The organism is Nonomuraea sp. NPDC049758 (genome assembly GCF_040674635.1).
GTDB lineage: Bacteria > Actinomycetota > Actinomycetes > Streptosporangiales > Streptosporangiaceae > Nonomuraea.
The window spans coordinates 1-22280 of the sequence record NZ_JBFAMZ010000049.1; the positions used below are offsets into that span (position 1 = coordinate 1).

General features: G+C 71.9%; 20 protein-coding genes and 1 pseudogene. 7 read left to right on the top strand and 14 right to left on the bottom strand.

The features are described from left to right. Nucleotides 1-18: 18 nt before the first annotated feature. Entirely contained in the window at nt 19-111 is a 93-nt protein-coding gene (locus AB0J46_RS51095) for a hypothetical protein (RefSeq protein WP_364344580.1), read from the top strand. A 189-nt stretch (nt 112-300) separates the two neighbouring features. Here AB0J46_RS51095 and AB0J46_RS51100 read toward each other — a convergent pair. The 3 genes and pseudogenes from AB0J46_RS51100 to AB0J46_RS51110 form a co-directional block, all read right to left on the bottom strand. Further along, a pseudogene (locus AB0J46_RS51100) lies at nt 301-1689 on the bottom strand (Tn3 family transposase); the annotation flags it as partial. Nucleotides 1690-1786: 97 nt separating this feature from the next. Next, on the bottom strand, nt 1787-2449 hold the full coding sequence (locus AB0J46_RS51105; protein WP_364344524.1) for an SGNH/GDSL hydrolase family protein: 663 nt from the start codon (nt 2447-2449) through the stop codon (nt 1787-1789). Nucleotides 2450-2489: 40 nt separating this feature from the next. Beyond that, on the bottom strand, nt 2490-4007 hold the full coding sequence (locus AB0J46_RS51110) for an FAD-dependent oxidoreductase (protein WP_364344527.1): 1518 nt from the start codon (nt 4005-4007) through the stop codon (nt 2490-2492). A gap of 132 nt (nt 4008-4139) precedes the next feature. On the opposite strand from AB0J46_RS51110, the gene AB0J46_RS51115 reads away from it, so the two are divergent. Then, nucleotides 4140-8150, top strand: coding sequence for a BTAD domain-containing putative transcriptional regulator (locus tag AB0J46_RS51115; RefSeq protein ID WP_364344530.1), 4011 nt, complete (start codon nt 4140-4142; stop codon nt 8148-8150). 29 nt (nt 8151-8179) lie between these two features. Here the strand turns inward: AB0J46_RS51115 and AB0J46_RS51120 are convergent, their stop codons facing one another. The 5 genes from AB0J46_RS51120 to AB0J46_RS51140 all read right to left on the bottom strand — a co-directional run bounded on the left by AB0J46_RS51120 (nt 8180) and on the right by AB0J46_RS51140 (nt 12366). Continuing rightward, nucleotides 8180-9082, bottom strand: a complete 903-nt coding sequence (locus AB0J46_RS51120; RefSeq protein WP_364344533.1) for an aminoglycoside phosphotransferase family protein — start codon at nt 9080-9082, stop codon at nt 8180-8182. Between the two features lie 36 nt (nt 9083-9118). Then, entirely contained in the window at nt 9119-9565 is a 447-nt protein-coding gene (locus AB0J46_RS51125) for a hypothetical protein (RefSeq protein WP_364344536.1), read from the bottom strand. 196 nt (nt 9566-9761) lie between these two features. Beyond that, complete coding sequence (locus tag AB0J46_RS51130; protein ID WP_364344539.1) at nt 9762-10340, bottom strand: TetR/AcrR family transcriptional regulator C-terminal domain-containing protein; 579 nt, start codon at nt 10338-10340, stop codon at nt 9762-9764. A gap of 37 nt (nt 10341-10377) precedes the next feature. Then, nucleotides 10378-10872: an NUDIX domain-containing protein gene (locus AB0J46_RS51135; RefSeq protein WP_364344542.1), complete on the bottom strand. Its 495-nt coding sequence runs from the start codon at nt 10870-10872 to the stop codon at nt 10378-10380. A gap of 90 nt (nt 10873-10962) precedes the next feature. Next, on the bottom strand, nt 10963-12366 hold the full coding sequence (locus AB0J46_RS51140) for an MFS transporter (protein WP_364344545.1): 1404 nt from the start codon (nt 12364-12366) through the stop codon (nt 10963-10965). A 90-nt stretch (nt 12367-12456) separates the two neighbouring features. On the opposite strand from AB0J46_RS51140, the gene AB0J46_RS51145 reads away from it, so the two are divergent. The 3 genes from AB0J46_RS51145 (at nt 12457) to AB0J46_RS51155 (ending at nt 14782) form a co-directional block, all read left to right on the top strand. After that, complete coding sequence (locus AB0J46_RS51145; RefSeq protein WP_364344548.1) at nt 12457-13026, top strand: TetR/AcrR family transcriptional regulator; 570 nt, start codon at nt 12457-12459, stop codon at nt 13024-13026. Nucleotides 13027-13173: 147 nt separating this feature from the next. Further along, entirely contained in the window at nt 13174-14115 is a 942-nt protein-coding gene (locus tag AB0J46_RS51150; RefSeq protein ID WP_364344551.1) for a zinc-binding dehydrogenase, read from the top strand. 283 nt (nt 14116-14398) lie between these two features. Next, nucleotides 14399-14782: a VOC family protein gene (locus AB0J46_RS51155; RefSeq protein WP_364344554.1), complete on the top strand. Its 384-nt coding sequence runs from the start codon at nt 14399-14401 to the stop codon at nt 14780-14782. A gap of 45 nt (nt 14783-14827) precedes the next feature. On the opposite strand, the gene AB0J46_RS51160 is transcribed toward AB0J46_RS51155, so the two are convergent. From AB0J46_RS51160 to AB0J46_RS51175, 4 genes are all read right to left on the bottom strand, one after another. Next, nucleotides 14828-15412, bottom strand: a complete 585-nt coding sequence (locus AB0J46_RS51160) for a TetR family transcriptional regulator (protein ID WP_364344557.1) — start codon at nt 15410-15412, stop codon at nt 14828-14830. Between the two features lie 26 nt (nt 15413-15438). Continuing rightward, nucleotides 15439-16965, bottom strand: coding sequence for an MFS transporter (locus tag AB0J46_RS51165; RefSeq protein ID WP_364344560.1), 1527 nt, complete (start codon nt 16963-16965; stop codon nt 15439-15441). A 70-nt stretch (nt 16966-17035) separates the two neighbouring features. Beyond that, a complete protein-coding gene (locus AB0J46_RS51170) occupies nt 17036-17470 on the bottom strand; it encodes an ester cyclase (protein ID WP_364344563.1) in 435 nt (144 codons plus the stop codon). Between the two features lie 16 nt (nt 17471-17486). After that, nucleotides 17487-18143: an NAD(P)H-dependent oxidoreductase gene (locus tag AB0J46_RS51175; protein ID WP_364344566.1), complete on the bottom strand. Its 657-nt coding sequence runs from the start codon at nt 18141-18143 to the stop codon at nt 17487-17489. Nucleotides 18144-18377: 234 nt separating this feature from the next. Between AB0J46_RS51175 and sigJ the strand changes: the two genes are divergently transcribed. Next, a complete protein-coding gene (sigJ, locus tag AB0J46_RS51180; RefSeq protein WP_364344569.1) occupies nt 18378-19310 on the top strand; it encodes an RNA polymerase sigma factor SigJ in 933 nt (310 codons plus the stop codon). 177 nt (nt 19311-19487) lie between these two features. On the opposite strand, the gene AB0J46_RS51185 is transcribed toward sigJ, so the two are convergent. Both AB0J46_RS51185 and AB0J46_RS51190 read right to left on the bottom strand, forming a co-directional pair. Continuing rightward, nucleotides 19488-20435 (bottom strand): hypothetical protein, encoded by a 948-nt coding sequence (locus tag AB0J46_RS51185; protein ID WP_364344572.1) that lies wholly within the window; start codon nt 20433-20435, stop codon nt 19488-19490. Continuing rightward, complete coding sequence (locus AB0J46_RS51190; protein ID WP_364344575.1) at nt 20432-20800, bottom strand: helix-turn-helix transcriptional regulator; 369 nt, start codon at nt 20798-20800, stop codon at nt 20432-20434. The genes AB0J46_RS51185 and AB0J46_RS51190 overlap by 4 nt, the downstream gene beginning before the upstream one ends. Before the next feature lie 387 nt (nt 20801-21187). Between AB0J46_RS51190 and AB0J46_RS51195 the strand changes: the two genes are divergently transcribed. Further along, nucleotides 21188-22280, top strand: a 1093-nt coding sequence (locus tag AB0J46_RS51195) for an alpha/beta fold hydrolase (RefSeq protein ID WP_364344577.1), incomplete at its 3' end; no start/stop codon positions are given.

Consider the following 22280-nt stretch of genomic DNA (forward strand, 5'->3'; position numbering starts at 1 on the left):
CGCCGGACCTGGTGCTCCATGGACATCTGCGGCAACCGCGCCAAAGCCCGCGCCTCTCACCACCGCAAGTCCACCGCGCCCTTGACCGCGGGCCAACCGACAAACCGATGACCCCGCGCCGTCGGCCCGCCGGCCTCGCTCCGTCCGGGCAGGTGCGGGGCTTTTGCCCTCTTCGAAGGACTCAGGTGACGGGGTCACCCCCAGCTGGCGCAGTTGGACGGGCCGAAGCGGTCGCCACCCGCTGGTGTCGAGTTTGGCCAGTTCCGCCTCGACGTCCACGTTGATGACGCCGAAGAAGTTGATGTTGTCGCTGTGGCCGGGCGAAATGTGCGACAGGATCTCGTCGCTCACCTTCCGGCCCTGGGAGCGCAGCTCCAGCACCGCTCTGGAATAATATTCGGTCGTCCGAGCGGCCACCGAGTTGGTCAGCACGGTCAGGTACCGTGTCTGCTCGGTCTGCTGTTCCAGATGCGGGCGGGTGATGGTGCCCTGCTGGGCGTAGTGCAGGTCGCGGCGCAGCGCGTGCAGGCTCTCCCCCTTGTTCAGCTGTCTGGAGATCTTCCGCGTGAACGCCGGGTCCGACAGGTATTTGGCCAGATGGACGGTCCTGCGCAGCATGCCCCACTCCTTCAGTGCGGCGGCCAGGGTGTTCTGCCGGGAGGCGGCCGGCCACTTGCCGACGATCAGCGAGGCGGTGGCCTGGCCGTACTTCAGCGACCCGGCCATCCGCAGCAGGTCCGGCCAGCGGGCGGCCACCAGGTCCTCGTTCCAGCGCGCGCCCAGCAGCGGCCCGGCGTGCGGGTAGCGCTTGGCGATCTCGGTCGGGGTCTCATCACGCACGAGGGTGACCCGGGTCAGGTCCCGCAGGCGCGACGTGAGGGCCTTGCCGACCAGGTCGAACAGGGCAAAGTTGATGAGCGTGGCGCCGTGCGTATCCGTTGCGTGCTCGGTGATCGGAAGGTCGGTGGCGTTGCCGAGGAAGTCGTCCAGGACGTAGTGCGCCTCCCGCGCCGTCGGCACGATGATCTTCGTGCCGTACGTCGACCACTGATCGGAGACGTGGGTGTAGGTAGACAGCACCTGACCGCCGTGAATGACGATGTTCCGGCCGGTCACGGTCTTGCCGCGGACGGGGAATCGCTGGCCGTCGGAGGAGCTCATGGTGCCGCCGCCGAACACCTCGGCCAGCTCCAGCCGGTAGTGGTGGTTGACGATGACGGTGTTGGCCGCGCGCAGCGTCTCCTCCCGCACGTACCACTCCATCGTCCGGGCCAGCACGTCGTAGGACACCCCGCAGGCCTCCGACATCCGGGCCAGGCCCAGACGCTGCGCATCCACGATGCAGCCTTTCTGGGCGGATTCGCCATGCCCAAGCGTTCTTCCTGGCGCGTGACGTGCATGGAGCGCCAGGAGGCGAACAGTCCACGGAGGACTCAATGAGATGCACGGCCCTTCTACGGTGTGCCGCCGTACCGGCGCTGGCCGCCGCGTGCTGATGGGAGCCGTGTCGACGGCCCACACGGCGGCCGGCGGCGACGGTGACGGAAAGGGCCCCTGCCCGCACTCCTGCCCGCCGGGACGCCCCGGCCCGCCCGGGCCGACCGAGCCGACCCAGATCATCCGGACCCCGCACACGCTGACGCCCGGGCTCAACACCGGAAGCCCCACCTGCCCGGCGGGAACCGTCATCACGGGCGGCGGACTGGTGACGCCCCTCGGCGGCCCTACCCGGTCTACGCCGTGTGCATCCCCGTGACTCCGACCGCCTGACGCCCACAGGCCCGGGTCACGCGACCAGGCGCAGCCAGGCCGCAGCGAGCGCGGCGTGACCGCCCGGCGTCGGGTGCACGCCGTCCACGGCCCAGTACTCCGGCCCGGTCGTCGCGGCGAGCTCGGCGAACATGCCGTCCGCGGCGAGCAGGTGCGCGCCGTGGTCGCGGGCGAGCCGGCGCACGACCTGGATCTTCGGGTCCAGGTCGGCGCGCCACTCCTTCCGCTCCTCCGCGCCGACGTGTGCCGGGCCGACCTCGACGACGCCGCGGATCGGCAGGAGGAACGGTTCGATGAGGATCAGGCCGACGCCGGCCTCGGCGAGGGGCGCGAGCAGGCGGTCGTAAGCTGCCGCGTAGCCCTCGGCGGAGATCACATAGCCGTCCGGGGCGTAGGTGTGCCAGCCCATGTCGTTGCCGCCGACGAGGATCGACACCACGTCCGGGCGCGCGTCGAGCACGTCCGCCTGCCAGCGGGCTTCGAGGTCCATCACCTTGTCGCCGCCGTTCCCGGTGTTCAGCCAGGTCACGGGCCGGTCCGGGTGCCGGAGGCCCCACTCCCCCGCGATGCGCAGCGGGTAGCCGGATCCGAGGCCCTCTTCGCTGTCCAGCCGCCCGCAGTCGGTGATGGAGTCGCCGGTGAACATCACGGTGCTTCCCGCGCGGAGGGTGATCGTCATGTGGTTCTCCTGGAAAACCGTTGAGAAAGGGTCACATCGGTCAAGCACGGCGCCAACCGCTCATCGGACGGCCGAACCAACGGCTCGGGGCCCGCTCGAACACTTCACGATCAGGGCCGCCCGCCCAGGCGACCACGCCGTCCGGCCGGACGAGCACCGCGGCCGCTCCGAGGCCGTCTCTCGCCGCCCCGGCCGCGTATCGGATCCGGCTCTCCCAGCGCGTCGCCGGATCGCGCAGGCGCCGGTCGATGCTCAAGTCGAGTGCGACGCCTCGTCCGTCCCGCATCAGGTCGGCGAGGCGGGTGCCGTCCCCAAGACGGACGTCAGGGGCGTTGCGGCCGGTCAGCGGGTGGTCGCCGCCGAGGTCGTAGCGGATCGACGAGCCCGATGCCCGCTCGAACACGTACGTCGTTCCGTCACGGGTCCCGATCAGGTCGCGGACGACACCTTGGATCGCCTGGGCGTGCGCGTCCGGCCGCATGACCGCCGTCTGGGCGCGCGTCCAGTCGAGCGCCCGGGCGCCGATCGGACGGCGCTCGGCGGTGTAGGTGTCGAGGAGCCCGTTGGGCGCGTGCCCGTGCACGGTCGCCGCGAGCTTCCAGCCCAGGTTCATGGCGTCGCCTATGCCGAGGTTGAGCCCCTGCGCCCCGAGGGGAGAGTGGATGTGCGCGGCGTCGCCCGCGAGCAGGACGCGCCCCCGCCGGTAGGTCGTCACCTGCTTCGCCCGATCGGTAAAGCTTGAGGCGAGATGTACGTCGGTCAGCGTCACGTCGGTGCCGGAGACCCGGCGCAGGACCGCCTGGAGATGGTCGCGAGTCGGCTGCCGTGAGCGGTCGAACGCGCCGTCGTCGAACTCCAGCATGCCGACGTACCCATCGGCGGGCGTCCGGAGGTACATGCCTGTCGGCGTCAGGTTGAACCCGGGGCGTAGCTTCCCGGGATCGGCGACGGTGGCGAGCACGACGTAGCCGGTGAACTGCGGCTCGGTGCCGACGAACGCGAAGCCCGCGAGCCCGCGCACCGTGCTGCGTCCGCCGTCGCAGCCGACGACCCAGCGCGCCGCGTACTCGTGCCCGCCGGCGAGCACGACCACGCCGTCCTCGTCCTGCGCGATGGCGGAGACCGCGACGCCGCGCCTGACCTCCACGCCGAGCGTGGAGGCCCGCTCGGACAACACCGTCTCGACCGCTTCGAGGCTGGTCATCACGCCCTCCGCCGCCAGGCCGGGAACCCGGAACGGCAGGGCGGTGACGTCCATCTTGGCCGGATCCAGCATCATCCCGGCGAAGTGCCCCGCGCCCCGGGGACGCGCCGGCCCTTCCGCGCCGGGACGGTCGTCGACGCCCGACGCCTTCAGCAGCGGCTGCGACATCCCCCGCCGGTGAAACGCCTCGACCGACGCGGCGGACAGGCCCCGCATCCCGAGCGGATCCGCCTTCCACGGGGAACCCGGCTCCGGCTCCCGCTCAAGCACCAGGACGGAGCAGCCCGCGAGGCCGAGCTCGCAGGCGAGGAAAAGACCGACCGGGCCCGCGCCCACGATCACCACGTCATGCATCAGGACTCCTTTCCGAGCCTGAAGACTGACGCGGGCCGCTCACACGGGCCGCACACGGCGCTCACACGGCAGGGGGCACCCCCGTCCTGCCGTGATTTGGGCACTTGAGGCGGTGCACGCGAAGATTGGCGGATGGACGGGGATGCGCCGATTCGCGTCACGCTGCTCGGCGCCTTTCAGGCGTCCCGGGGTGAGGCCGTCCTGCCCGTTCCGGGCGCCCGGCTGCAGGGCCTGCTCGCACGGCTGGCGCTCGCCGGCGGGCGCGCGGTCGAGCAGGGCGTCCTGCTCGACGCGATCTGGGCCGAGGGCCTACCCGCCGGCCCGGCCCACGCTCTGCAGGCACTGATTTCGCGGCTGCGCCGGGCCCTCGGCTCGGCCGGCGACGTCACGCAGGTCGCCGGCGGCTACCGCCTCGACATCGACGCGGCCGACGTGGACGCGCTGCGCTTCGAGCAGCTCGCCGCCGCCGGCCGCGACCGCGTGCGGGCCGGCGACACGAACGCCGCGGCGGCCCTGCTCGCCGAGGCCGTGGCGCTGTGGGGCGACCGTCCAGGCGCCGAGCCCCCGGCGGTCGCCGCGGTGGCGCCCGCCGCCGCGACCCGGCTGGCCCACGCCTCGCTCGAAGCCGTCGCCGACCTCGCCGACGCCGAGCTGACGCTGGGCCGCGCCGACGCGGCCGCCGACCGCCTGACCGCCCTGCTCGCCGAGCACCCCGTCCACGAGCGGGCCGCCGCGCTGCTCATGGACGCGCTCACCGCCCAGGGTCGCCAGGCCGAGGCCCTCGTCCTCTACGAGCGGGTGCGCGAAACCCTGGCCGACGCGCTCGGCGCCGGCCCGGGCGCCGCGCTGCGCGAGCGCCACCTGCGGCTGCTGCGCGCCGAGCAGCCCGTCCCGGCCGCCGGGGCCGCACCGGCCCGGCCGAGCAACCTGCCCGCGCCGCTGACCGGCTTCATCGGGCGCGACGACGACCTCTCCCGGATCGACACGCTGCTCGCCGCCGGGCGCCTGGTGACCGTGCTCGGTCCCGGCGGCGCCGGCAAGACGCGGCTCGCCGTCGAGGCCGCCCGCCGGCACCTCGACGAGTACGGCGACGACGTCCGGATGGTCGATCTCGCCTCGGTCACCGAGCCGGCCAAGGTCGGCACGGCCGTGCTCGCCGGGATCGGGCTGCGCGGCGGCGCGATGTTCGAGGCCCGGACGCGGGTCGAGGGCTTCGACCTGGACGTGCTCGTCGACCAGCTGGCCGAGCGGGAGAGCCTGCTGCTGATCGACAACTGCGAGCACCTGATCGACGCCGTGGCCCACCTGGTCACGGCCCTGCTGGCCCGATGCTCCGCGCTGCGCGTGCTGGCCACCAGCCGCGAGCCCCTCGCGGTCGACGGCGAGGCGCTGGTGCCGCTCGGCCCGCTCGCGCTGCCCGGCCCGGACGACGACGTCGAGCAGGCCCGCCGGGCGGCGTCGGTCCGACTGTTCACCGAGCGGGCCGCCGCCGTGCGCCCGGGTTTCGAGGTGGACGAGACGACGTTGCCCCAGGTCCGTCGGGTGGTCCGCGGCCTGGACGGCATGCCGCTGGCGCTGGAGCTGGCCGCGGCCCGGCTGCGGACGTTGTCACTGCCCGAGCTGGCCGACGGGCTGTCCGACCGGTTCCGGCTGCTCACCACCGGCAGCCGCACCGCGCTGCCCCGGCACCGCACGCTGGCCGCGGTCATCGACTGGAGCTGGCAGCTGCTGAGCGACGACGAGCGCACGGTCGCCGAACGCGTCTCGATCCTGCCCGGCGGCGTCACGCCGGCCTCGGCCGCCGCGGTCTGCGCGGGCACCGCGGTGCGGGCCGACGAGATTCCCGACCTGCTCGCGGCCCTGGTCGACCGGTCGTTGCTGCAGCTCGCGCCCGATCCGGGCCGCTACCGCATGCTGGAGACGCTGCGCGAGTACGGCACGGACCGCCTGGCCGGGACGGGCGACCTCGGCACCGTCCGCGACCTGGCCGCCGGGCACTTCACCGAGCTCATGGCCCGGTACGATCCGCAGCTGCGCGGCCCCGGCCATCTGGCGGCCATGCGGATCATCAGCGCCGAGTACGACAACGCGCTGGCCGCCCTGCGCCGGCGGTGCGACACCGGCGACGCCCCCGGCGCGGTCGCGCTGGCCCTGAGCCTGACCTGGTACTGGCAGATGTTCGGCCGGCACCGCGACGCGGCCTACTGGCTGGGCGAGGCACTGGCGGTGCCCGGCGGTGAGCCGACGCCCGAACGTGACTGCGCCCAGGCGATCTACCTGGCCAACCGGCTCGACACCCGGCCGGGGATGACCGCCGGGGAGGCCGCCGACGACTGGGCGCGGATACGCGAGCTGACCAACCGGATGCTCACGCACCCGGAGCTGCCCGGCCCGTACGGCGTGTACGCGCTCACGCTCGCGTTCCTGCAGGAGGAGAGGACCGCGCTGGCGATCGTCGAGCAGCTGGCCGACGGCGACGACGTATGGCTGTCCGGGCTGGCCCGGATGTTCCGGGCCAGGCTCGCCGAGAACGCGGGCGACCTCGACACGACGCGCGCCGACGTGACCTCGGCCCTGGCCCGCTTCCGGCAGGTCGGCGACCGCTGGGGCCAGGCCACCGCGCTGCCGATGCGCGCCCAGCTGCGGCAGTACGACGGCGACCTCGACGGCGCGCTGGCCGACCTGCGCGAGGCCCGGTCGCTGGCCGCCGAGTTCGGCTCGCTCAGCCTCGGCGACCAGGTCTTCGGCGACCTGCGCTGGATCGACCTGCACCTGCGGCGCGGCGACACCGTCCTGGCGATCGCGATGATCGAGTCGGCCCGGGAGCGGGTGCGGCGGGCGACCTCGACGGAGCTGCCGGCCCTGTTCGACGCGTGGGAGGCCGGCTTCCGGATGCGGCTCGGCGACCTGGACCGGGCGCGCGCACTGCTGGACGACGCCGAACGGGACCTCGACGGCGACACCACGTTCGCCGGTGACCACGTGCGCACGCTGGTCGGCAGCGCGCGGGCCTGGCTCTGCCTGGAGATCGGCGACCCGGCCGGCGCGGAGAAGGCGCTGGAGAAGGCGTACGCGGCGGCGTCGCGGACCGGGGACCTGCCTATCCTGTCGCTGGTGGCGGTGAACGCCGCCGCGCTCGCCGAGGCGCACGGACGGCATCACGACTCGGCCGTCCTGCTCGGCGCCGCGTCCCGGTTGCGTGGCGCTCACGACCGCACCGATCGGCAGGCCGGCGAACTCGGCCGCCGAGGGCGGGCCGCGCTGGGCGAGGCAGCCTTCGCCGCGGCGTACGGGCAGGGCCGGCACCTGGACGGGAAGTCGGCCGCGGCCGCAGCCGACCCGGCTGCGCGGACCGGACGTGGCGTAGGCGTCACCGGTCGAGTTGCACCGCCCTGCAAGGCCGCGTTCCCCGCCGGCGTCGAGGTCGCCACCGGCGACTTCGACCGGCCGGACACTCTCGACGCCGCCCTCGACGGCGTCGAGAAGGTCTTCGTCCTGCCGCCCGGGTACGGCCCCGACGGCCCCGTCCAGGAACGCAACCTGGTCGCTGCGGCGGCCCGGGCCGGGGTCTCCCATCTGGTCAAGCTGTCCACCAGCGGCGTCACCTTCGACGCCACCGACCCCATCAGCACCGGCCATCGGCTCGGGGAACAGGTCGTCATGGACTCCGGCCTGCCGTGGACGATGCTGCGCCCCGGCACCTTCATGACCTACCTGTACGGTTACGCCCCCACCATCGCCGCCGAGCACACCATGTACGTCACCGAAGGCGACCCCGTCTCCGCGATGATCCATCCCCGGGACATCGCCGCCGTCGCCGCGTACGTCCTGACCACGCCCGGCCATGACGGCCGGGCCTACCCCCTCACCGGCGGCCAGGCCCTCTCACCCCGGGACCAGGCCGACGTCATCGGGCAGATCCTGGACCGGCCGATCAAGCTCGTCGAACGCAGTGCAGCCGAGTCCCAGGCGGAGTTCGACCGCCTCGGCTGGTCGGGGCCTCGTCTGGAGGCGCTGCTGGAGCTCAGGCGCCAATCGGCGGCCTGGGACCGGAAGGTCTTCGACACCGTCGAAAGGCTCACCGGCCAGGCTCCGCTGACCCTCCACGACTGGGTCCGCGAGAACGTCCACATCTTCCGGTGACGGGACCGTCCCGGCGCAGGCCGTGGCCCTCACATGCCCTTCAGCACACGATCGAGTGCCGCCCGGCCTGCGGGCCCCCAGTGCGGCTTGCCGCCGGGCAGGCCCCGATCTCCGTTCTGCCCCATGAGCAGCAGGAAGAGGCTCTTCATGGCGGCCAGCCCGCGGGCGCGCCGGATCGCCGCCTCGTCCGCGTGTCCGTACGCGTCGAAGAAGCGTGCGGCCGTGCCCGCGGGGAGCAGCACCCATGCGGCGGCGAGGTCCCACGCCGGATCGCCGGCGAACAAGGAACCGAAGTCGACGATGCCCGAGAGCGTTCCGTCCGAGACGACGACGTTCGCGGGATGCAGGTCGCCGTGCACCCACACCGGCGGGGCCGCCCACTCGGGGGCGGCGACCGCATCGGCCCACACGTCACGGACGGCGCCGACATCGCCGACGGCGTCGGGGGCGACGGCCTGCAAGAAGTGCTCGAAGCCGCTCGTGCACCTTTTGGGGTGAGCGCCGAGGTCCGCACTGGCGGGGGCCTCGGCGGGCGCCTCCACATGAAGCGCCCGCAGGAAGCCCGCCAGCGTGTCGGCCGCGTGGGCGCCCCTGCTGATCGAGCCGTGGTCCAGCGGCTCGCCGGCCACCCACGTCATCACGGTCCAGTGCTTGGGGAAGCGCCCGGACGGTTCGCCGAACCGCACAGGGGTCGGCACCGGCAGCGGCAGGCGCGGGGCCAGCACGGGGAGCCACCGCCGCTCCTTGAGCTGGAGCTCCGGGGTGGGGTCCATGCGCTGCATGCGCACGGCCAACTCGTCCCCGAGGCGCCACATCTGGTTGCCCCAACCCCCCGCCACCTCCCGGACGGCCAGCCCGGCGAGGTCTGGATGCTGCTCCCGCAGCAAGTCACGGACCAGGTCAGCGGTGATCTCGATCTCGGTGTCGGTCATGCGAAGCCACAGTAGCGAGGCGGTCGGCGTCGGACGTCAGTCGATGCGCTGGCAGATCGTCACCGGCAGACGCGGCGACCAGGTGCGGGTGGCCTCGTCGTAGGCCTGCGCGTAGCCGTTCTTGCTGCCGGAGCAGGGGGCGGCGATGGTCGTCTCCACGTAGACGGCGCCGCCGGGGGTGACGGGATGGGTGCGGGCGATCACCCACCTGGAGAACTTGGTGACGCCGTTGTTGAACTTGACGGCCACGAAGACGCGGTGGTCGACGGTGAAATTGCCGCCGGCGACCTTGAGGTGGTTGTTGAAGGTGTAGGTGAACAGGAAGGAGCGCGCCTGTGCGAGATCCCGGGCGTGGCTGGTGTTGTCGAGGTCGGAAGGCGAGGCCGGCGACGCGTTCGCGGCGCTGCTCATGGCCGGGACGGTCAGGGCGATGGTCGCGGCGGTGGCGGTCAGGCCGAACAGGGCGCGCAAGCTGCGGTTCATCGGAACCTCCTGTTGTATGGGGACTTGAGCACCATTGAGCGGCCGACCGCCTGCAACGCGCTTTCAAGCCCCCGGACATCTGCCGACCGGCGCGGGCTGACCCCGCTGTTCTGGCAGCACGTCCAGCCTTACGGCGAGGTGCGGCTGGACGTGGCCCAAGCGTCTGCCTCCCAGAGGCGGCGCGAACCGCGGCAGCTCAGATGCCAAGGCGGATGGCGATGCCGTCGCGGAGGCAGTCGAGGCCGAGGGCGAACTGCCATGAGGCGTCGTCTTTACGGGTGGCGGTGCGCAGGTAGTGCTGAAAGGTGGGATAACGGCCGGTCCGCATGTGCCACATCATCACGGGGGCGAGGTCGTCGCGCAGTTCGGCTTCGCCGGACAGGCCCAGGTTGCTCACCAGAGCGCTGACGGCGCTTTCGTAGCTCACGGCGCCATGCACATAGGCGTCCACGGCGCGAAAGGCGCTCATCATCGTGTCGGCGTCCAGGCCGAGACCGTCGAGCGCGGTCGGGGCCTGCTCGGCCACGGTCATCCGGTTCGGCGTGAGGGAGAGCTTGGCCTGCGGGGGCAACTGGGCCAGCCGGCGGTGCCGGAGCATCAGCTCGCGCGTCAGCACGGCGAGGGCGCGCAGGCTCGGCCGCCGGCCGAGACCGCCGGGCACCCGCAGGTCGGCGTAGACGTGATCGACCATGAGCTCCAGCAGGTCGTCCTTGCCGGACACGTGACGGTAGGGCGCCATGGGGGCGACGCCCAGGTGGGTGGCCAGGCGGCGCATGGTGATCGCCCCGGGTCCGCCCGGGGAGCGGCTGTCGTCACTGGGCCGGGTGGCCGAGATATCGGTGCAGGGCTTGTCGTCCGGCTGGGACGGAAGGTCCTCGATCGACCACCTTCCGCAGTTCGGGCTCCGTGACCCAGGCGTGCCAAGCGATCTCGGACGGATCCGGAGCCAACGGCTCGGCGACCAATGCCTCGTGCACCCCGAACCAGACAGGGCCGATCCCTGCCTGGCACAGGAACCTGAACAGAAAACGGACCGGAACGCCGACACTCAGTTCCTCGACCAGTTCGCGGGCCGCCGCGTCCTCATACGATTCACCCACGCCCACGGCACCCCCGACCATCACGTCATAGTGGCCGGGAAAGCGAACATGCTCCTCAGCTCGGCGCAGCACGAGGATCCGCCCCATCGGATCGCGGCAGATCGTCGTCGCGATCCGATGCATCCACCGCCTGCGCACCGCCTCTTCGCGCTCCACGACCTCCAACACGCGGTCCTGTTCATCCACCCGCTCGACCAGCTCACCCACGCGGCACACGGTCGCAGACACCACTGACAATCCTTACCGAGGTGGAGCGGCACCCCGCCGCCGGAGAAAGTCGACGGCCGGGACGTGCCGTCAGCGGACGCTCGCTGACGGCTCGGCCTCCTGACTGTTCGCCCGGACGTCACCCGGCGTCCGGGCCGCGGCCAGCCACAGGCCGGTGAAGACGGCGCAGGCCAGCGTCACGGCACCCGCCACGAGGAAGGCGCTGTTGAGGCCGGACTCGAACGAGGCTCCGCCGGACTCCCGCGTGTGCACGATCGCCCCGAGCACCGCCACGCCGAGCACCGCGCCGATCTGCCGGGTGGTGCTGGCGACGCCCGAGGCGAGGCCGCCCTCCTGCGGGCTGACCGCCTGGATGGCGGCCCCGGTCAGCGGTGACATGGTGAGTGCGAACCCGATGCCGACGACCGCCAGCCGCCACCACACGTTCCCGTAACCGGTATCGGCGTGCACGAAGCCCAGCGCCAGCAGCCCCAGCCCGGCCAGCGCCAGGCCGATGCCGGCGACGGCACGGAAGCCGTACCTGGCCGCGAGCCGGCCCGCGTACGGGCTGACGATCACCATGGCCAGCGACACGGGCAGGGTCTGCAGGCCGGCGACCAGGATCGAAGTGCCCTGGACGTACACGAAGAACTGGGAGAAGAAGAACGACGACCCCATCAGCGCGAACCCGACCCCGACCATCGCCGTGTTGGACACCATGAACAGCCGCTGACGGAACAGCCGCAGCGGCAGCATCGGCGTCGCCACACGGCCCTCGACCACGACGAACGCGGCCAGGAGCACCAGCCCGGCGGCGAAGCTGCCCAGGATCACCGGCGAGGTCCAGCCTCGGGAACCGCCCTCGATCAGGCCGTACGTCACCGCGCCCACGCCCGCGGCGGACAGGACCGTGCCGGGGACGTCGATCGGCGGCGCGCCCGGGTTGCGGGACTCCCCCAGCACGCGCAGCCCGGCCAGCAGCAGGACCGCCCCGATGGGCACGTTGACCAGGAAGATGGCGGGCCAGCCGAAGGACTCCACCAGGATCCCGCCCGCCAGCGGTCCGGCGGCCAGGCCGAGGCCGCTGAACCCGGCCCACAACCCGATCGCCCTGACGCGCTCCTTCGGGGCGGGATACGCGGCGGTGAGCAGCGCCAGTGAGGCGGGGCTCAACGCCGCGGCCCCGACGCCCTGCAGCACCCGTCCGGCGATCAGCCAGCCGATCGAGGGCGCGAGCGCGCACACCACCGAGGCGGCCGTGAACACCACCACGCCGGCCAGGAACACCCGCCGGCGGCCGAACCGGTCGGCGAAGACACCGCCCGACAGCAGCAGCATGGCCACCAGCAGCACGTAGGCGTCGACGATCCACTGCAGACCGGTCAGCCCGGTGTGCAGCCGCTGCTGCATGTCGGGCAGGGCGGCGCCGACGATCGTGTTGTCGAGCAGCACCATGAACTGACCTGCGCAGGTCAGGGTGAGCAACGCTCTCACGTACATCTCTCCTAAAAGCAGTTAGTGACTGCGTTAACGTAGACCCTCTCGGACTCTAACGCAAGTCCCAACTGCGTTAAGGTGGGACGCATGGATGAGCAGGGGCGGGCCAAGCGGCCCGGCGGGCGCAGCGCCCGGGTCCGCGCGGCAGTGCATCAAGCCGTGACCGAGCTGGTCAGGGAGCGCGGCTACGGACATTTCACGATCGGCGACATCGCGGCCCGCGCGGGCGTGGCCGACACCAGCCTCTACCGCCGGTGGGGCAACCTCCAGGCCCTGCTCAGCGATGTGCTGCTGACCCGGCTCAACGCGCAGTCGCCGATGCCCGACACCGGCAGCCTGGCCGACGACCTGCGGACCCACGCCGCCAACGTGGCCCGCGAGGTCACCGGCCCCGACGGCCTGGCGCTGGTGCGGCTGACCCTCGCGCTGTCCGGCGAGGGCCGGCAGGGCCTGCAGGCGCGCGACGAGCTCCTGGCCGACCGCACCAGCCAGTTGGAGGCCGTGCTCGACCGCGCCCGCGCCCGCGGCGAGAACCCGCCCGACGTGCTGGAGGTGCTGGACCATCTCCTGGCGCCGATCTACATGCGCGTCCTGTTCAACGCGGGGCCGCTCACCCCCGACTACCTCGACGGACTGGTCGACCGGTTGCTCGCCTGATCCTGTCCGTCGCGCCGTGGAACCGGCGAGCGAGCCCCGCCCAAGTGACGCCGCCGCGGGGATGCATGAAGACTCTTCATGCATCCCCGCCCATCCACAAATCCCGCCCGCTACCTGCGCAACCGTACGGCTCCTAGCGTTGACGGCATGAGAGCGATGGTTGCAGAACGCCTTGGCGAACCCGATGTCCTGACCCCCGCCGACCTTCCCGACCCGACGCCGGGCCCCGGCCAGATCCTCCTTGACGTCGAGGCCGCCGGTCTCAACTTCGCCGACGCCGAACGTCTGCGCGGCACCTACCTGCCGCCGCAACTGCCGTTCATCCCGGGCGGCGAGGTCGTCGGCCGGGCCCCGGACGGTCGCCGCATGCTTGCCTTCGCCGGCGGCGCGTTCGCCACCAAGGCGCTGGTGCAGGATCCGGTCGAGATCCCCGAAGACCTTTCCGCGGGCGCCGCGCTCGCCCTCCTGGTCCAGGGCTTGACCGCCTGGCATCTGCTGCGTACGGCCGCGCGGGTCCGCCCCGGCGAAACCGTCGTCGTCAACGCCGCAGCCGGAGGCGTCGGCCACCTGGCGATCCAGCTGGCCAAGGAGTTCGGCGCCGGACGGGTCATCGGCACCGCCTCCACCTCCGACAAGCGCGCCGCGGTCCGCCGGCTCGGCGTCGACGCCGCCATCCCCGGCGACGCCGACGGCTACGCCGAGCGCGTCCGCGAAGCCAACGACGGCGCCCTCGCCGACGTGATCCTCGACGCCGTCGGCGGCCCCGTCTTCGAGGCGGCCCCCTACGCGCTGGCCCCCTTCGGCCGCCTGATCACCTACGGCACCTCCGGCGGGATCGACGCCGCCCCCATCGACCCCGGGATCCTCAGCGAGCGCAACATCACCGTCGGCGGCTACTGGCTGGGCGCCCACCTGCGCCTCCCCGGCAGCCGTGCCGCCGAGCCACTGCACGACCTGCTCGCCCTGGCCGCCTCGGGACGCGTCCATCCCATGGTGGGCGCCGAATACCCGCTCGACCAGGCAGCCGCCGCCCTCACCGCCCTGACCGCCCGCCGCACCACCGGCAAGGTCATCCTCCGCATGACGTGAAGCACTTCCGCAGCAGAAGCGCCGTCCGCATGTGCGCACGCGTAGTGGGTCGGCCTCCGAGCCGGGGGTTGCGAGTGCTAATAGCAACCGGTAGGTTGCCATAAATCGCAACCTACCGGTTGCTGAAAGGGCGGCCGGAAGGGCAGGCCGTCGCGGGACGAGCTCGGCCGCGCCGATCTCGCAACCGTCACCGACCTCGCGCGACGGTTACCGTTCAGCCGCCGGGCGATCGCCAAGCGCCTCGGCCGGGTCGCCGGAGCGCGTCACGAAGGAGTCGAGCACCATGAACAAGCCTGCATTCACCGCCGGCCTGAACATCGCCATGAAGATCCCCAAGGCGCAGTACGAGGCCACCGTCGCCTTCTACCGCGACACCCTGGGTTTCGAGGTCAAAGAGGACGACGTCTCCTACGCTCCGACCGTCTCAAGGACCCATTCGGTGCAGTTCGGCCCCAATACGCTGTGGCTCGACTGTGTCGACAACTACAGCCGCCCCGACCTGTGGCTGCAACTGCACACCGATGACCTCGACGCGGCCACGGCCGCACTGGCCGACAGCGGCATCCACCCGTGTGACGAAGTCGAGCCCCTGGAGGGTCTCGACTCCCGAACCCACTGGATCAAGAACCCGGCCGGTGTCGTGCATCTCGTCGCGGAGTCCGGCTGATCCCGACGCCGCGATGCGGCGTCCCTTCAGGGCATCCCTGGACGCTCAGTTGCGGACGGCTCGTTGCAGGACGGCCTGGATGTGGTCAGGGTCGGCGGGCACGTTGTCGAGGAGGATCGCGGTGCACAGGCCGTCGGAGGCCGCGACGAGGGCGGCGATGGCCGCGGGGTCGTCGGTCAGCGTGGTGGCGAGTTCGGCGATGTTCTGCCGCCAGCGTCGGGCCACGGGGCGCAGGGCGGGGCGGCGGGCGGCCAGGGTCGCCAGCTCGCGTTCGGCCAGGGCGCGTTCACGTCCGGAGCCGGCGGACTCGGCGATGAGGTGGGCCAGGCCGCTGAGCTTGTCGCCGGGGGTGTCGATGATGTCGCGGATGCGGGCGGTGTAGGCGTCGGCGACAGTCGTGAGGGCGGCGACGAGCAGGTCGTCGAGGGTGGCGAAGTAGTAGGTGCTCAGGGACGTCGTGGTGCCGGCCTGCTTGGCGACCGTGCGATGGGTGACGCCGGCCGCGCCGTCGCGGGTGACCACGGCGAGGGTGGCCTCGATGATCTCCGCGCGTCGTTTCTCGCCACGTGCGCGGCGTCCGTCGACGTGCTCGCCGTCGTCGGCGGTGTCGTCCTTGCTGCTCCTCGGCACGAGCCCCAGGATAGTCGGACCATCGTTCAAACGTCGGTGTCGCTATGCTGCGCCGCCCCGAGCGCAGGCACGTGGCGCAGCATCGCGAGGCACAGCGCCGTGGCGGCGGCGATGGCGACCCCCGCGACCAGGGAGGCGACGTTGAGCCCGGTGGTGAAGGCGTGCCGGGCCGCCTCGACGGTCCCGGGCGGAAGGCTGTCGGTGATCGCCACGGTCGCGTTCAGGCTGTCGGTGAGGAGGCCGGAGCTCTCCGGCGTCAGACCTTCGGGCACCGTCACCTGGGAGCGGTAGACGGCGGTGGTGAGGCTGCCGAGCAGGGCGACGCCGATGGCGATGCCGAGTTCCTGGACCGTCTCGGAGATCGACGCCGCCGACCCGGACCGCGCGGCCGGCGCCGCGCCCACCACCATGTCGGTGCCCAGGGCCGCGAGGGCGCCCAGCCCGAGGTAGACGAACGTGAAGCCGGCCGCCACGGGGACCGCGTCGTCGAGCCCCGCGGTGGCGAGCAGCGCGTAGCCGGCCAGGGACGCCCCGAGGGCGGCGCCCATGACCGAGCCGGGACGGAAGCGCCGGGCGACCAGCGGAGCACCGATGGCGGCGGCGAACATGGCCAGCGCCGGCGGTCCCATCCAGAGCCCCGCGTCGAAGGGGGTGAGCCCTTCGACGAGCTGGAGGTACTGCGTGACCAGGTACATCGAGCCCCCGACCCCGGCCAGGCCGATGAGCAGCACGCCCAGGGCCACGACGAAGGTCCGGTTGCCGAACAGCGTCACGTCCAGCAGCGGGTCGGGCAGGCGGCGCTGGCGGCGGACGAACACGATCGCGGCCAGAACGCCCGCTCCGGCACAGGCGAGGGCCGGGCCGCCGGGGCCCTCGGAGGCGATGTGCTTGACGGCGTAGATGACCGGCAGGATCGCCGCCAGGGACAGGCCCACGCTGACCAGGTCGAGCCGGCCGCCGGACGGGGCCGCGTACTCGGGAAGCAGGGCGCGCGCCCCGGCCAGGACGACGAACGCGACGGGCACCGCCGCCAGGAACGGCGCTCCCCACCAGAAGGAGTCCACCAGCGCGCCGCCCACGACCGGCCCGGCGGCCATGCCGAGCGCGAACATCGTGGCCCAGACCCCGATCGCGACCGCGCGCTGACGCGCGTCGGGGAACATGTTCGAGATCAGCGACAGCGTGGAGGGCATGAGCGTCGCCCCGGCCACCCCCAGCAGGGCACGCGCGAGGATCAGCAACTCGGCCGTGGGGGCGAAGGCGGCGAGCACCGAGACCGCCGCGAAGGCGATCATCCCGGCCCGCAGCAACCGGCGCCGTCCGATCCGGTCGCCCAGCGTGCCCATGGTGACGAGGAACCCGGCGACGAGGAACCCGTAGGCGTCCATGATCCACAGCAGTTGGGTGGCTGACGGTGACAGGTCGGCCGCCATGCTCGGCGCCACCAGGTACAGGACGGTCACGTCCAGCCCCAGCAGCACCGTCGGCATGGCCAGCAGGCCCAGGCCCGCCCACTGACGCGCCCCCGCCCGCGTGAACTGTTGCTGCGTCATCGAGTCCCCCTCGCTCTCATCATGTTGAACGTTAGTACAACTTGTACGCACGTTCAACATGATGGGCGTGTCACGACGGGATCAGGCCGAGCTGTCTCAGCTGTGCCAGGACGTCGACGATCCCCCACGTCTCGACGATCCGGCCGTCCGCGAAACGGACGATCATGATCTCTCTGTAGGTGATGAATCTGCCGGTGGGCGGGACGCCCATGTACTCGCCCCGGTGAGTCCCGGTGACCGTGTTGCGGAGGACGACCTTGTCGCCCTCGGCGATCACGTCCTCGACCTCGACGTGCAGGTCGGGGAACGCGTGCAGGAGCATCGCGCCCACCTGTTTGAGGGCTTCCGCCCCCGTTGCGGCGATCGGCAACGGAGTGCGGATCAGCACGTCCGGGTGCACGACCTCGTCGACCGCCTTGCCGAAGGCCTCGACGTCGCCGCTGCTCTGGGCGTCGTGCAGACGGGCGAACGCCGCCTTGTTGCGCGCCCTCTGATCCATTGACATGTCGCTCCTGTTCGGGTCAGTGGGAAACGGTCCGCGGGAGGCACCTGGCCGCGGTCGCCCGACCGGCGTCGCGGGCCGCGGTCAGGGCCTGGGCGTGGAGGCCGGCGGCGAGGTCGCGGAGGTGTTCCATGCCCGGGCTGGTGGCGGCGAGGGTGAGCTCGCGTTCGACGATGGTCAGGTCGGCCTGCCACATGTCGGCGAGGACGCGCCTGAGGTACGGGGTGGAGTGGTCCCAGCCCTCGCGCGGCGTGCCGGGGGCGTAGCCGCCGCCGCGCACGGTGGCCAGGACGGTCGGCTTGCCCTTGAGCACCGGGCTGCCCAGCGGCGCACCGGCGACGACCAGATCGACCCAGGCTTTGAAGTGCTGGGAGACGCCGAAGTTGTACAGCGGCACGGCGAGCAGGACCGTCTCGGCGGCCGCCAGTTCCGCGACGAGCGAGACGGCGAACGCCAGCGCCTCGCGCTGCGCGGGCGAGCGGTCGGGCTCGGGCGTCAACGCGCCGAGGTGGGCCTGGGCCCAGGCGTCGGCCGGCAGTGGATCGGTGCCCAGGTGCCGGCGCACCACCGGCTCGTCCGGATGGGCGGCGGTCCATTCGGCTTCCACGATGTCGGCGAGTTCGGCGCCGGCCGAGGTGCCGGGACGGATGCTGGCGTCAAGCCGGAACAGACTCAAAGTGGCTCCCCTGAGGTGGGGCCGCGACGACGCGGCGTGGTCGAACGAGGGCCGGACGTGCTGACCTGTACGCGGCGGCGGGGCTTGGTATGCCCTCCCGTGGTGGCCAGGACGTCCGCGTGCAGTTCGACAACACAGCCCCCGGAAACGTCAGGTGACGGCATCGGCCTCACATTCCGGCACGCTGTCTTGTCGAGCAGGAAGAAGGCAGACACGACCGAGGGAGCCGCCACGATGACCAGCCACAACAGGCCGGATGCCGTTGATCCGGAAGGGTGGCTCGATCCGGGCCTGGACGTGGTCATCAGTGAGCGGCGTCACCTGATCAACCTCGCCTACCGGCTGCTGGGCTCGCTGGCCGAGGCCGAGGACGCCGTGCAGGAGACCTACACCCGCTGGTACGCCATGTCCCTGCGGCAGCAGGAGGCCATCGAGTCGCCCGGCGCCTGGCTGACGACGGTCGCCAGCCGCATCTGCCTGAACCTGCTCGGCTCGGCACGGGTCCGGCGGGAGACCTACGTGGGCGAATGGCTCCCCGAGCCGCTCCCTGAACCTGCGGACGGCGGTACGGTCACCGATCCGGCCGACCGGGTCACCCTGGACGAATCGGTCAACCTGGCCTTCCTGGTCGTCCTCGAATCGATGACGCCGGCCGAGCGCGTCTCGTTCGTCCTGCACGACGTCTTCCGCTACTCATTCGCCGAAGTCGCCGAGATCGTCGGCCGCACCCCCGCGGCATGCCGCCAGCTGGCCTCCTCGGCCCGCCGCCGCATCCGCGCCGCCCAGCCCGCCGCGGCCCCGGCGACCCGGCAGGCCGGCATCGTCCGGGACTTCCAGCGGGCGTGGGAGGCCAAGGACATCAACGCCCTGATCGGCCTGCTCGACCCCGATGCCGTGGCGATCGGCGACGGCGGCGGCCTCGCCGTCACCTTCCTGGAGCCCATCGAAGGCGGCGAACGGATCGCGCACGCCTGGATCGAGATCGCCCACCGCCGGCCCGGCAACATGACGTATCTGGAACGCACCGTCAACGGGCGGCCCGGGGTGGTGGCCGAGCAGGACGGCGTCATCGTGACGGTGTTCGCGTTCGAGGTCGCGGGCGACAGGATCAAGCGCATCTGGGTCGTGCGCAACCCCGAGAAACTCCGTCACTGGACGACGGGCTGAGACGTGCCTTCATGCGATGGAGGGCGAGATCGCTGACGGACCTGATCGTCGGCGGCACCGACGCCGCAGCTCAGGACTGACGCCGGCGCCGGGTCGGCACGTGACCGTGAACGTCGGGCCGGTCAGCGCGGTGGTGCCGCTGGTGACCACGCCTTCTTTGCGCGTCGCCCGGCGACCTCACGTACCGCTTGTCAGGCGCTTCGCTGGTTCGGAGGCGGGCGCGCCGGTTCTGGCCAGCCACGCCGTGACGGTCAGCAGGGCCACCGTGGTCGCAGCCACCGCTGGAAGGCTCGCCGGATCCCCCACCCAACGCAGCCAGTTGAGGGTGACGCTCATGAGCGGCAACACGATGAACACCACCCGCCGCCCGACAGGCGAACGCGCTGCCATCACCGCCGCCACCGCGAGCACGAGAAGGAGGAGGTAGTCCCCCTCAGGCGAGGGGGGAAGCCGACTGCTCACGGCCGCGCCGACGAGCGAGACGGCGGCCCATCCGGCCAGCCGCCGGGCTCCCAACGGAGCAGGTCCGGATGAGGGAGCGAACGTCAGCATCACAGCGACCAGGCAGGCGGGCAGGACGAACCGCGCCACGCTGCCGAATCCCAACCCCACGAGGAGCACGCCGTCCCACGCCACGTAGACGGGAGAAAGGCCGAGATCGGGCGGACTGGCGACGAGCCCGGCGTACAGCACGGTCCAGCCCCATGCCACGGCGGCCGCGACCCTTCGCGAGTTCCGCCATGCCAGGAAAACGATCACCCCGTACGGCAGGGCGATCACCAGTGGCCTCAAGGTCAGCATCGGACCCGCCACTCCGGACCGGAGCGACATCTCGATGAGGGCGCCGGCTTGACCGACTTCGAGGACGAGCAGCCAGATCGGTGCCAGAAGCGCCGCAACGTTGAAGGCGGCACGCCAGCGCCCGCGGGAGACGGGCCCCACGGCACGGCGCAACCGGATGGCGAAGGCTCCTCGCAGCAGGTCGAAGGTCTCGCGGACGGTCGGTCGGTCCCGGCCGGGTGCGGCTGTCGCGAGGAGGACCGCGACCATTTCCTCCTCGTGCAGCGCGCGGTGCTCCTTCGGGTACCACGCCAGTAACCGCCGGTAACGGTCCTCCAGATTCACGATGCACTCCCGAGGAACCCGCGGCCAGGCGCCGCCACCTTGATGCTGTACGCCGAGCGGAGTCTGGCGCGCAGGCGAGAGGAGGCGGTGTCGACGTTGCGACGCAGGTGCTCCGCTTCGGCGGCCAGCCGGGCTTCGCCCGCGGAGGTGAGACGGTAGTAACGCCGCGCGCGGCCGTCGACGACCTCCTCGCGGTCGGTCTCGACCAGCCCTTCCCCCTGGAGACGGTCGAGCGCGGCGTACAGCGTGCCGGCTTGCAGCCGCACCCGTTCACCTGAGATCTGCACGACGTCCGTGATGATGCCGTAGCCGTGCTGGGGGCCGGCTGCGAGCGCCGTGAGGATCAGGAACGTCGGCTCCTGCATAGGTCTTCGACTCATGTGATCTATATATAAAGATAAGTTGAGCGACTTGCAAATCAGGCCTGGGAGCCGACGCTCTGTGCGGGCTTCAGGGCCGAACGCGATGAACGGTCGTCCGTTCGGCCGATGCGGCAGGCCGAAAGGCCGATGACGGAGGCCGGTGAGCGGGAGACGATCTAGATCATGAAATGGACCCCCCTCGTCACGGGCTTGGCGCTGATCGCGACAGCTGTCCCGGCGGCCCCTGCCGCTGCGACCCCATCAGCAGCCGCGACCAGCACAGACGCGATCGACTGGCGAGCCTGCGGGAAGGAACCCGGGGCCGAGTGCGGCGCCCTTGCCGTGCCGGTGGACTGGGCGACGCCGGACGGGCCGCAGGTCTCGCTGAACATGACGCGACGCAAGGCCACCGGACAACGGGTCGGGACGCTGTTCTACAACCCGGGCGGACCAGGGACGGGTGCGGCGGACCTGGTGCGGGACTGGGCGCCGTACTTCTTCTCCGACGAGTTGCGCGAGCGGTTCGACATCGTCGGGATCGATCCGCGCGGGGTCGGCGGCAGCGAGCAGATCCCATGCGGGAAGGCGGTGCACGATCCGGCCGTCACGCAGTTCCCCGAGACACGGCGGGAGTATGACCGGCTCGTCGCGCACAACCGGGCCGTGGGCGAGAGTTGCGGGCCGTTGATCCGGCACATGGACACCGGGAGCGTGGCACGGGACTTCGACGCCGTGCGGGCCGCCCTGGGCGAGGAGCAGATCAGCTACCTGGGACGCTCCTACGGGAGCATGCTCGGCACCGAGTACGCGCGGCGGTTCCCCGACCGGGTACGGGCGATGGCGCTGGACGGGATCGTCGATCACGGGATGAGCTCGCGCCGGATGGTGCGCGATGCCGCGGCGGCGGTGGAGGACGGGTTCGACAGGTTCGCCGGGTGGTGCGAGCGGACCCAGGAATGTGAGCTGCACGGCCGGTCCGTACCGCAGGTGTGGGACGCGCTGGTGCGCAAGGCGGAGGAGAGCCCGATCCCGGTGACCGGCGGGCGTCCGCTGACGGCGGACGAACTGCGCTACGTCGCGTACGCGATGCTCACGATGGCCCCCGACTTCAACGGCGGTCTGGCCCGGGCCATCGTCCAGGCGGAGCAGGGCGATGCGGTGCTCTTCGGACAGATGCGGGCCGAGGCGCTGGACAACCCTGCGACGACCTCGGCCTACCGGGCGGTCCTCTGCCAGGACGTCGACCCTGAGATCAACGGATTCTCGCAGCTCAGGACGCGGGCTCGGGACGTCACGCGGAGGGCCCCGCACATGGGCGGGACGTCGGAGTTCTGGGACATGACGACCGGATGCGTGGGATGGCCCGTCCCGCCGTCCAATCCGCAGCGGCCGGTGCACATCACCCAGGCGCCGCCCGTTCTGCTGGTCGGGAACACGCATGATCCCGCGACGCCGCTCGCCTGGGCCAAGAGCCTGGCCAGGG

What these genes read in the sequence shown, in the direction of transcription:
- AB0J46_RS51165 (WP_364344560.1), bottom strand. Translation starts at nt 16,965, where the DNA reads ATGACGCAGCAACAGTTCACGCGGGCGGGGGCGCGTCAGTGGGCGGGC.
- AB0J46_RS51125 (WP_364344536.1), bottom strand. Translation starts at nt 9,565, where the DNA reads ATGAACCGCAGCTTGCGCGCCCTGTTCGGCCTGACCGCCACCGCCGCG.
- AB0J46_RS51120 (WP_364344533.1), bottom strand. Translation starts at nt 9,082, where the DNA reads ATGACCGACACCGAGATCGAGATCACCGCTGACCTGGTCCGTGACTTG.
- AB0J46_RS51155 (WP_364344554.1), top strand. Translation starts at nt 14,399, where the DNA reads ATGAACAAGCCTGCATTCACCGCCGGCCTGAACATCGCCATGAAGATC.
- sigJ (WP_364344569.1), top strand. Translation starts at nt 18,378, where the DNA reads ATGACCAGCCACAACAGGCCGGATGCCGTTGATCCGGAAGGGTGGCTC.
- AB0J46_RS51095 (WP_364344580.1), top strand. Translation starts at nt 19, where the DNA reads ATGGACATCTGCGGCAACCGCGCCAAAGCCCGCGCCTCTCACCACCGC.
- AB0J46_RS51150 (WP_364344551.1), top strand. Translation starts at nt 13,174, where the DNA reads ATGAGAGCGATGGTTGCAGAACGCCTTGGCGAACCCGATGTCCTGACC.
- AB0J46_RS51115 (WP_364344530.1), top strand. Translation starts at nt 4,140, where the DNA reads ATGGACGGGGATGCGCCGATTCGCGTCACGCTGCTCGGCGCCTTTCAG.
- AB0J46_RS51110 (WP_364344527.1), bottom strand. Translation starts at nt 4,007, where the DNA reads ATGCATGACGTGGTGATCGTGGGCGCGGGCCCGGTCGGTCTTTTCCTC.
- AB0J46_RS51170 (WP_364344563.1), bottom strand. Translation starts at nt 17,470, where the DNA reads ATGTCAATGGATCAGAGGGCGCGCAACAAGGCGGCGTTCGCCCGTCTG.
- AB0J46_RS51190 (WP_364344575.1), bottom strand. Translation starts at nt 20,800, where the DNA reads ATGCAGGAGCCGACGTTCCTGATCCTCACGGCGCTCGCAGCCGGCCCC.
- AB0J46_RS51105 (WP_364344524.1), bottom strand. Translation starts at nt 2,449, where the DNA reads ATGACGATCACCCTCCGCGCGGGAAGCACCGTGATGTTCACCGGCGAC.
- AB0J46_RS51145 (WP_364344548.1), top strand. Translation starts at nt 12,457, where the DNA reads ATGGATGAGCAGGGGCGGGCCAAGCGGCCCGGCGGGCGCAGCGCCCGG.
- AB0J46_RS51130 (WP_364344539.1), bottom strand. Translation starts at nt 10,340, where the DNA reads ATGCGCCGCCTGGCCACCCACCTGGGCGTCGCCCCCATGGCGCCCTAC.